Origin of the sequence: Faecousia intestinalis, from assembly GCF_040096185.1 — a bacterium.
Lineage (GTDB): Bacteria > Bacillota > Clostridia > Oscillospirales > Oscillospiraceae > JAZOXB01.
This window is the reverse complement of record NZ_JBBMFF010000238.1, coordinates 24,283-31,457: the sequence shown is the minus strand read 5'-3', so window position 1 is coordinate 31,457 and position 7,175 is coordinate 24,283. Positions and strand designations below refer to the sequence as shown.

Below are 7,175 nucleotides of genomic sequence, written 5' to 3'. Positions count from 1 at the left end.
GTGAGCTGAAAGGTTCATGCACGGTTTAGGGCGGGGGAAAAGTTGGAGATAACATCAAAATCTTACCTATCGCCCCTCTCAACACCAAAGAACGACGGCACATTCTCGGTATATAACGACATCAGAAAGAAGCTCATAGAGCGTGGTGTCCCCGAAAGCGAAGTCCGCTTTATCCACGAAGCAGATACCGATGTGAAGAAAAAAGAACTGTTCCAAAAGACCCGTAAAGGCGAGGTCAGAGTGCTTCTCGGTTCTACGCAGAAGATGGGAGCCGGCACGAATGTTCAGGACAGACTTATCGCACTTCACGATGTGGATTGTCCGTGGAGACCGTCAGACTTGGAGCAGCGTTCCGGTCGAATTATCCGTCAGGGCAACTCAAACCCTGATGTAGATATTTACCGCTATGTAACGGAGCAGACCTTTGACGCATATCTCTATCAGCTTGTAGAGGGAAAGCAAAAGTTCGCCAGTCAGATTATGACGAGCAAATCCCCGGTGCGTTCTGCCGAGGATATTGATGAAACCGCCCTGTCCTATGCAGAGATTAAAATGCTTGCCACCGGCAATCCGTATATTAAGGAGAAGATGGATTTGGATATTCAAGTCCAAAAGCTGAAGCTCTTAAAATCCAACTTTCTATCTGAAAAATACGCTTTGGAAGATAAGATAATCAAATATTATCCGCAGCGAATTACAGCTTTGGAAAACCGCATTGAAGGCTTGAAGCAAGATGTAGAAACTGCGAAACAGCACCCGAAACCAACGGACGACCGCTTTGTCGGTATGGAGGTTAAGGGTGTTTTTTATTCCGAAAAAGCCGACGCCGGTAAAGCAATCATTGAAGCCTGCAAGCAGATGAACAGTCCCGACCCTATTCCTCTTGGCAAGTACCGAGGGTTTGAAACGGAGCTGCTTTTTAATACCGCAGAGCGAAATTATGAGGTTCGACTGAAAGGTGCAACAAGCAGAAATGTTCCTCTCGGCGATGACGCATACGGCAATATTATCCGCCTCGATAACGGAATTGAGAGATTTGCCGAGAGCTTGTCGCTTGCGGAAAATGACCTTGAGAACACCCAAAATCAGTTGGAAACCGCAAAGAAAGAAGTCCAAAAACCATTTATCCAAGAGGAAGAATTGAAAACAAAGCTTGCCCGACTGGACGAGCTGAATATTCTGCTCAATATGGATAAGCGAGAAAACGAAATTGTCGGCGGCGAACCCGATGAGGGCGAAGTGCCGAACACACGAAAGGAGAAAACCTATGAACGATAAAATGACACCCGATAAGGAAAGAGAAAACTGCCCTTGCAGAAAAGCAATCATTAACCCTTTTGATGCAATGATGATGGTTGTGGTCAGGAGACTTGATAAAGCATATCTCGAATTAAAAAGAAGCAAACCGCCCGCAAAGGAAGCAGAATTTGCCCTTAGAAATGCAAAGCTTTCTTTCTACGGAGAGTTGGTTCGACAGAGCATTGAAACGGTGTTTTCGCCGGAAGAAATCATTGCTTTGTATGAAAACGACGACCTTGCGGGAGGTGCTTGGACTGTTTGGAATGACATCGGCTGCCCTGTTGATAAGATACTCATTATCATTGCAAAGCTCAGTATCAACGAACCGATACAGAAAGCGGTTGCCGATTTGCTGATGTAAAAAGGCGGTGATACCTATGCCGTATATTGCACCGGAAGTCATAACCGAAGCCAAACGAATGGATTTATTAACCTATCTCAGAGAGTATGAACCGGGCGAGCTTGTCAGGTTTTCAAGCAACACCTACACCACAAGAACCCACGACAGTTTGAAGATTTCCAACGGAAAATGGATGTGGTGGTCGAGAGGTATCGGGGGCAAATCCGCCCTCGATTACCTTATCAAAGTCCGTGGAATGGATTTTGTGCAGGCGGTTCAGTCCATTATGGGAAACGGTTCAGTCAGCTTTCCGACTTGTGAAAACATCAAAAGCTATGAGGAACAACCCTTGCTTCTGCCTGAAAAAAGTCCTACTGCCGATGTGGTATTTGATTACCTTTTCGGGCGTGGGATTGATTATGAAATCATCAACCACTGTTTGGAACAGGAGCTAATCATTGAGTCGCTCCCATATCACAATGCTGTTTTTATCGGCTATGACGAGAACAAAGAACCTAAATACGCCGCTTACAGAGCAACAAATCAATCAAGGATTATGGGCGACTGCACCGGCAGTAAAAAGCAATATTCTTTCCGCCTGACTGCCGAAAACACCGGAGAGGTTCATCTTTTTGAGTGTGCCATTGACCTGCTTTCCTATGCAACTTTGATGAAGCTGGAGGGCAAAGACTGGCGACAGTTTAACCTTGTTTCTCTTGCGGGAGTGTATTCCCCAAAGCAGAAAATCGAGGACTCAAAAGTGCCTGTTACACTCGGCAGGCTGCTTGAAAAAGACAAAACAATCAAGCGAATTGTTCTTCATTTGGATAATGATATTGCTGGAAGAAAAGCAACCAAAGCGTTGCAGACGATTCTTTCAGATAATTATGAAGTCGTTGACGACCCTCCCCAATACGGGAAAGATGTCAACGACTTTCTTTGTAAACGCTTGGGAATAAAAGAAAAAACCGAAAGGAGTTTTGCACGATGAAACTAAAAGAAATCAGAGAAATGTACCCGGAGGGTACGCAGATTGTACTCACTAAAATGGCTGGCGAAAGTCAAATGCCCTATGGGCTAAAAGGAACAGTTAAGTTTGTTGACGACGCCGGACAGATTCATATGAGTTGGGAAAACGGCAGCTCTCTTGCTTTGAATATTCACGAGGATACCTTTGAAAAGGTCGAAGCACCTGAGAAGATTTCCGTAATTCTTGTTGAGCCGGGCAGGTATCCGAAACTCATTGAAATCGAGGATACGCTGGAAGCAATGCAGTCTCTTGTGGAGGGAGATATTGAAGAATATATGCCCTTTGAGGACGAGGTTGCCATCATCTGCAACGAGGAAGGAAAGATGAACGGTATGCCTCTGAACAGGGCAGTTTATTCCGAGCCTGAGAATGTTGAGATGAGTTATCCGCAGTTGAAAGCTCATTTCCGGCAGGCAGAAAAAGAAAGAACACACACGACCGGATATATTGTTTTTACGGCTGACAGCTTTGACAAGCCTTACACAGAGGAACAAAGAACCTATGTTGTCAGCAGTAACAACAAGGCTTTCATTGAGGGTATGGGCGGATATTCTATCTATGCTTCTTCCCTTGACGGCTCGGATAAATGTGTGCGACTGGAAGCATATATGGCTGATGAACACGGCGGCAAGGACGGTTGGAAGATTGAAAAATGTTATGTGAAAGACGACAGCAACCGTGAAATGCTCGACATTATTGCCGGCAAGTTCTTCATTGCATACGCACCGATTGAGTCGGAAAAGTTTCTCAGTATGCCGAAAGAACTGGCTCGTAAGTACGAGGAAAAGTTCAAATACCCGGAGAGGTTTAACAAGTCTATGGACGGTATTGAAGCAAAGCCGTATAAGCCTGTCTCAAAGGATATGGAGAGATAAGAGTCAATCTATGGGGCAACCCTGAGTGTCTGCATAATCTTAGCGAGCAGACCATTTATGGACAGGAATGTCCAAAACGGTACACTCGTTAGGGGTTGCCCCTAATACCCCAAAGAAGAAAGGAGCATAAACTGTGCGGGAGATAGTATTGGTCGCCGCCGGGTTAATCATCGGCGGTTTTTTCGGAGTAACAACAATGTGCCTGTTTCAGATAAACCGGGACAGACACTATATTTACAGAAAGGACAGCGATAAAAATGAGCAAGAGAAACATTGAAAAGCACATTCTGATGAACAAGGCAGAAGCTCAGGATTTGCAGAAAAAAGCAAAGCGGGCGTGTCTTTCCGAAGGCGGTCTTATCCGTTTGCTTCTCAAAGGATATGAGCCGAGAGAAAAGCCCGACGAAAGATTTTACGATGTTATGCGTGAGCTTTCTGCTATCGGCAACAACATCAATCAGCTTGCGGCGAAAGCAAACACCCTCGGATTTGTGGACGCACCGCAGCTCAAAAAGGAAGCCGAGCGTTGGCACAAGTTTCAGGCTGATGTGGAGCGTACTTTTTTAAGACCCGATAAGAGCGATATGAAATGGCAGTAAGTAAATTGTGGTCTGTCACATCAAGGCTCGGTCAGGTAATCGACTATGCCGCCAATCCCGAAAAGACTGCGGCAGATATTTACACCGAGGAACAGTATCAGGCTCTCCGTGATGTTCTCAGCTACGCAAAGGACGAAGAAAAAACCGAGCGTGAATTTTTCGTTGAGGGTATCAACTGCAACCCTGCGACCGCAAGAGACCAGTTTGTATCTGTGAAAAAAGCATACGGCAAAGACGACGGCATACAAGCCTATCACGGATACCTGAGCTTTAAGGAACAGGACATTTCCCCGGAGCTGGCACAGAAAATCGGAATGGAATTTGCAAACGAGGTGTGGGGCAAAAGATTTCAGGTGGTGGTTACTACTCATCTGAACACGAAGCACCTGCACTGCCACTATGTAATCAACTCCGTTTCCTTTGTGGACGGCAAGCGGTTATGGGGCGATGAAAAAGCGTGGTTCAAGTTCCGTTTGGTTGCCGACCGTCTCTGTGAAAAGTACGGACTGTATTACAATCCAAACCCAAACCGCAGTAAGCAATCCTCTTATTACCATAAGCATGAGCAAGCAGGTATGCCGAGCCGATATTCAATGACCCGTGACGCCATTGATGAAGCGATTGCACACAGCACCAACTTAAAGACCTTTGATTATATTCTCACGCAGATGGGCTATGAGCATTGTCTCAGCGACAGCCGAAAGTATTGGACGATTGTTCCGAAAGGATACAAGAAGCCGATACGACTTAAATCCCTCGGAGAGAATTATACCGAGGAAGCAATCAAGCGTAGGCTGACGGAAAATCAAAAGGTTCTCATCGTTCCTTTTGCCAAAGAAACGGTAAGAGTCAGGCAGTACCGAATGCCCACAAGAGAACACAAAATCAAAAAGGTCGGCGGACTGTATGGACTGTATCTGCATTACTGCTATAAGCTCGGCTATCTGCCGAAGTACAAAAAACAGAATACCGCAAGGCTTCACTATCTTTTGAAAGAAGATTTGCTGAAGCTCGATAAAATCACTCAGGAGACAAGGCTGCTTGGACGGGAGAACATTTCTACCGACGAGCAGCTTTTCTCATATAAAGAGTCCGTGTTGTCGCAAATCAAATCCCTGACTGACGATAGAACGCACCTGCGAAAACAGTTAAGAAGAAATTTGAGTGACGATGAGCTATCAAATGTCAAAGAGCAGGTTGCGGCAATCACGAGCAAGCTGTGGACTCTCCGCAAAGAGGTCGGTCTTTGTGATGACATAGCCGAAAGGTCAAAGGTCATTGAAGCCAACCTTGAAACGGTTAGAGTTTACGAAGAAAAACAAGAAAGAAAGGAGCAGAACCGTAATGACAAACGGAGGTGATGCGGCAGAACAGGTCGTCAGGCTATCGCTTGAGGGCTTTGAAGTAGCCGCAAAATTAAGCGGAGCGGCAGCTAAAAATATTGCCGTTCTTTTAGTCTCTGTTCTCAAACAGGAACAGAAAACAAAAGGCAAGGCTCGACTTACCAATATGATTAAGTCGGGCAAGGAGCTGAAGGTGTTTTCTATCCCCAACAAGGACTTGAAGAAGTTTACCGAGCAGGCAAAACGCTACGGCGTTCTATACTGCGTACTCAGGGATAAAAACACAAAGGGCGATAATGTACCGATTGATATTATTGCCCGTGCAGAGGACGCTTCCAAAATTCAGAGAATCGTTGAGAGATTTGAACTCGGTAAGGTTGATAAGGCTGCGATTGTCACCGAGTCTCAGAAGGCTGTCGAAAAGCGTGAAGCTTTGGAGAAAGACAAGCCGACAAAAACCAAAAACGAAATCATCACTGAGGAAGCCGTCAGAAAGCCTATTCAGAAAGAGGGGTATTCCCAATCAAACCCCACAGTCGCCAAAACGGACAAAAACCCTCCGTCAAGGCACGACTCCGAGCCGGTAGATATGCAAACTGATAAGGGTACTGTAAGCGACAGACAGAGAAAGCCGTCGGTAAAAGCAAAGCTTGACCGATATAAGGCACAGTCCAAGCAGCAGAAAGAAGCAGAACGCAAAGAGCCGGAGGTATCAAAGCCGGAGGTCAAGAACGCCCCGGCACAGACCGCACACCAGCAGCCGAAACCCAAAAGCAAAAATGTGAAAGAGAGGTAATCACAATGACAAACAATTTTACCCCTGCTAAGGCAGGACAGCAGAGCAAACGACTTTCCAAAGAGGAATATGCCGAGAAGATGAAAGCGGAAAAAGAAGCAGTATATCAGATGGCGGACGACACCGCAAAGGCTATCGTTTCCGACCCGGAAAAGTTCAAAGCCTTCCTTGATACGCAGAGCCGTCTCGACCGATACTCTGCGGTCAATGCACTTCTGATTTTTAAGCAGCTTCCCGAAGCAAGCCAGCTCAAAAACTTTGATGACTGGAGCAAGGATAATGTGAAAATTCAGAAAGGTGCGAAAAGCATTTCCATTCTTGAACCTGTCGAGTATGCAAAGAGAGACGGTACAACCGGCATTTCCTACAATGTGAAAAAGGTCTTTGATGTTTCTCAAACCAACGGCAAAAGACCGCCTGCACCGACTGTCAATCGTGACCCGAAAGCACTCATTACCGTTATGCTGGATTCTTCTCCGGTTGAAGTGGAAGCAACAAATGAGCTTCCGTATCCCAATATGGCGGCGTTTTACAACAACGAGGAACAGACCTTGTATGTTAAGCGTGATGTGGGAGACAGCGTAGCGGTCGCTCAGTGCGTAGCACAGGAGCTTGGCCACGCACAGCTCTCCATCAACAGCGACAGTTACAGCAGAGCGGATATGGGCTTTCAGGCAGTATGTATCGGCTATATGCTTTGCAAGAAGTACGGCGTCGATACACAGAATTTTGCTATCAACCGTATCCCCGAAAAGCTCGCCGGCAAAGAGCCGAAGGATATTCGCTATGAGCTTTCCAAAACGAGAAACGCAATGGAGGATATTCACTCCCGTGTTTCCGATGAGCTTTACAAGAAGAAGCAGGAACGAAGCAAAGACTACGAAAGATAAGGT

General features: G+C 46.1%; 8 protein-coding genes. All 8 read left to right on the top strand.

The features are described 5' to 3' along the window. The first annotated feature begins 42 nt into the window (after positions 1-42). Positions 43-1,278, top strand: a complete 1,236-nt coding sequence (locus WMO66_RS10050) for a helicase-related protein (protein WP_349136287.1) — start codon at positions 43-45, stop codon at positions 1,276-1,278. Continuing rightward, complete coding sequence (locus WMO66_RS10045; protein ID WP_014635901.1) at positions 1,268-1,660, top strand: hypothetical protein; 393 nt, start codon at positions 1,268-1,270, stop codon at positions 1,658-1,660. Before WMO66_RS10050 ends, WMO66_RS10045 begins: the two co-directional genes overlap by 11 nt. 16 nt (positions 1,661-1,676) lie before the next feature. After that, on the top strand, positions 1,677-2,630 hold the full coding sequence (locus WMO66_RS10040) for a DUF3991 domain-containing protein (protein WP_349136286.1): 954 nt from the start codon (positions 1,677-1,679) through the stop codon (positions 2,628-2,630). Next, the gene (locus tag WMO66_RS10035) at positions 2,627-3,544 is read left to right on the top strand and encodes a DUF3846 domain-containing protein (protein WP_173875366.1); all 918 of its coding nucleotides are present in this window, start codon (positions 2,627-2,629) and stop codon (positions 3,542-3,544) included. The genes WMO66_RS10040 and WMO66_RS10035 overlap by 4 nt, the downstream gene beginning before the upstream one ends. 257 nt (positions 3,545-3,801) lie before the next feature. Then, on the top strand, positions 3,802-4,143 hold the full coding sequence (locus tag WMO66_RS10025; protein WP_015573066.1) for a plasmid mobilization protein: 342 nt from the start codon (positions 3,802-3,804) through the stop codon (positions 4,141-4,143). After that, the gene (locus WMO66_RS10020; RefSeq protein WP_135660698.1) at positions 4,134-5,504 is read left to right on the top strand and encodes a relaxase/mobilization nuclease domain-containing protein; all 1,371 of its coding nucleotides are present in this window, start codon (positions 4,134-4,136) and stop codon (positions 5,502-5,504) included. Before WMO66_RS10025 ends, WMO66_RS10020 begins: the two co-directional genes overlap by 10 nt. Then, positions 5,488-6,282, top strand: coding sequence for a PcfB family protein (locus tag WMO66_RS10015; protein ID WP_135660696.1), 795 nt, complete (start codon positions 5,488-5,490; stop codon positions 6,280-6,282). The genes WMO66_RS10020 and WMO66_RS10015 overlap by 17 nt, the downstream gene beginning before the upstream one ends. 5 nt (positions 6,283-6,287) lie before the next feature. Further along, positions 6,288-7,172: an LtrC-like protein gene (locus tag WMO66_RS10010; protein ID WP_135660694.1), complete on the top strand. Its 885-nt coding sequence runs from the start codon at positions 6,288-6,290 to the stop codon at positions 7,170-7,172. Positions 7,173-7,175: the final 3 nt, after the last annotated feature.

What these genes read in the sequence shown, in the direction of transcription:
- WMO66_RS10045 (WP_014635901.1), top strand. Translation starts at nt 1,268, where the DNA reads ATGAACGATAAAATGACACCCGATAAGGAAAGAGAAAACTGCCCTTGC.
- WMO66_RS10040 (WP_349136286.1), top strand. Translation starts at nt 1,677, where the DNA reads ATGCCGTATATTGCACCGGAAGTCATAACCGAAGCCAAACGAATGGAT.
- WMO66_RS10035 (WP_173875366.1), top strand. Translation starts at nt 2,627, where the DNA reads ATGAAACTAAAAGAAATCAGAGAAATGTACCCGGAGGGTACGCAGATT.
- WMO66_RS10025 (WP_015573066.1), top strand. Translation starts at nt 3,802, where the DNA reads ATGAGCAAGAGAAACATTGAAAAGCACATTCTGATGAACAAGGCAGAA.
- WMO66_RS10020 (WP_135660698.1), top strand. Translation starts at nt 4,134, where the DNA reads ATGGCAGTAAGTAAATTGTGGTCTGTCACATCAAGGCTCGGTCAGGTA.
- WMO66_RS10015 (WP_135660696.1), top strand. Translation starts at nt 5,488, where the DNA reads ATGACAAACGGAGGTGATGCGGCAGAACAGGTCGTCAGGCTATCGCTT.
- WMO66_RS10010 (WP_135660694.1), top strand. Translation starts at nt 6,288, where the DNA reads ATGACAAACAATTTTACCCCTGCTAAGGCAGGACAGCAGAGCAAACGA.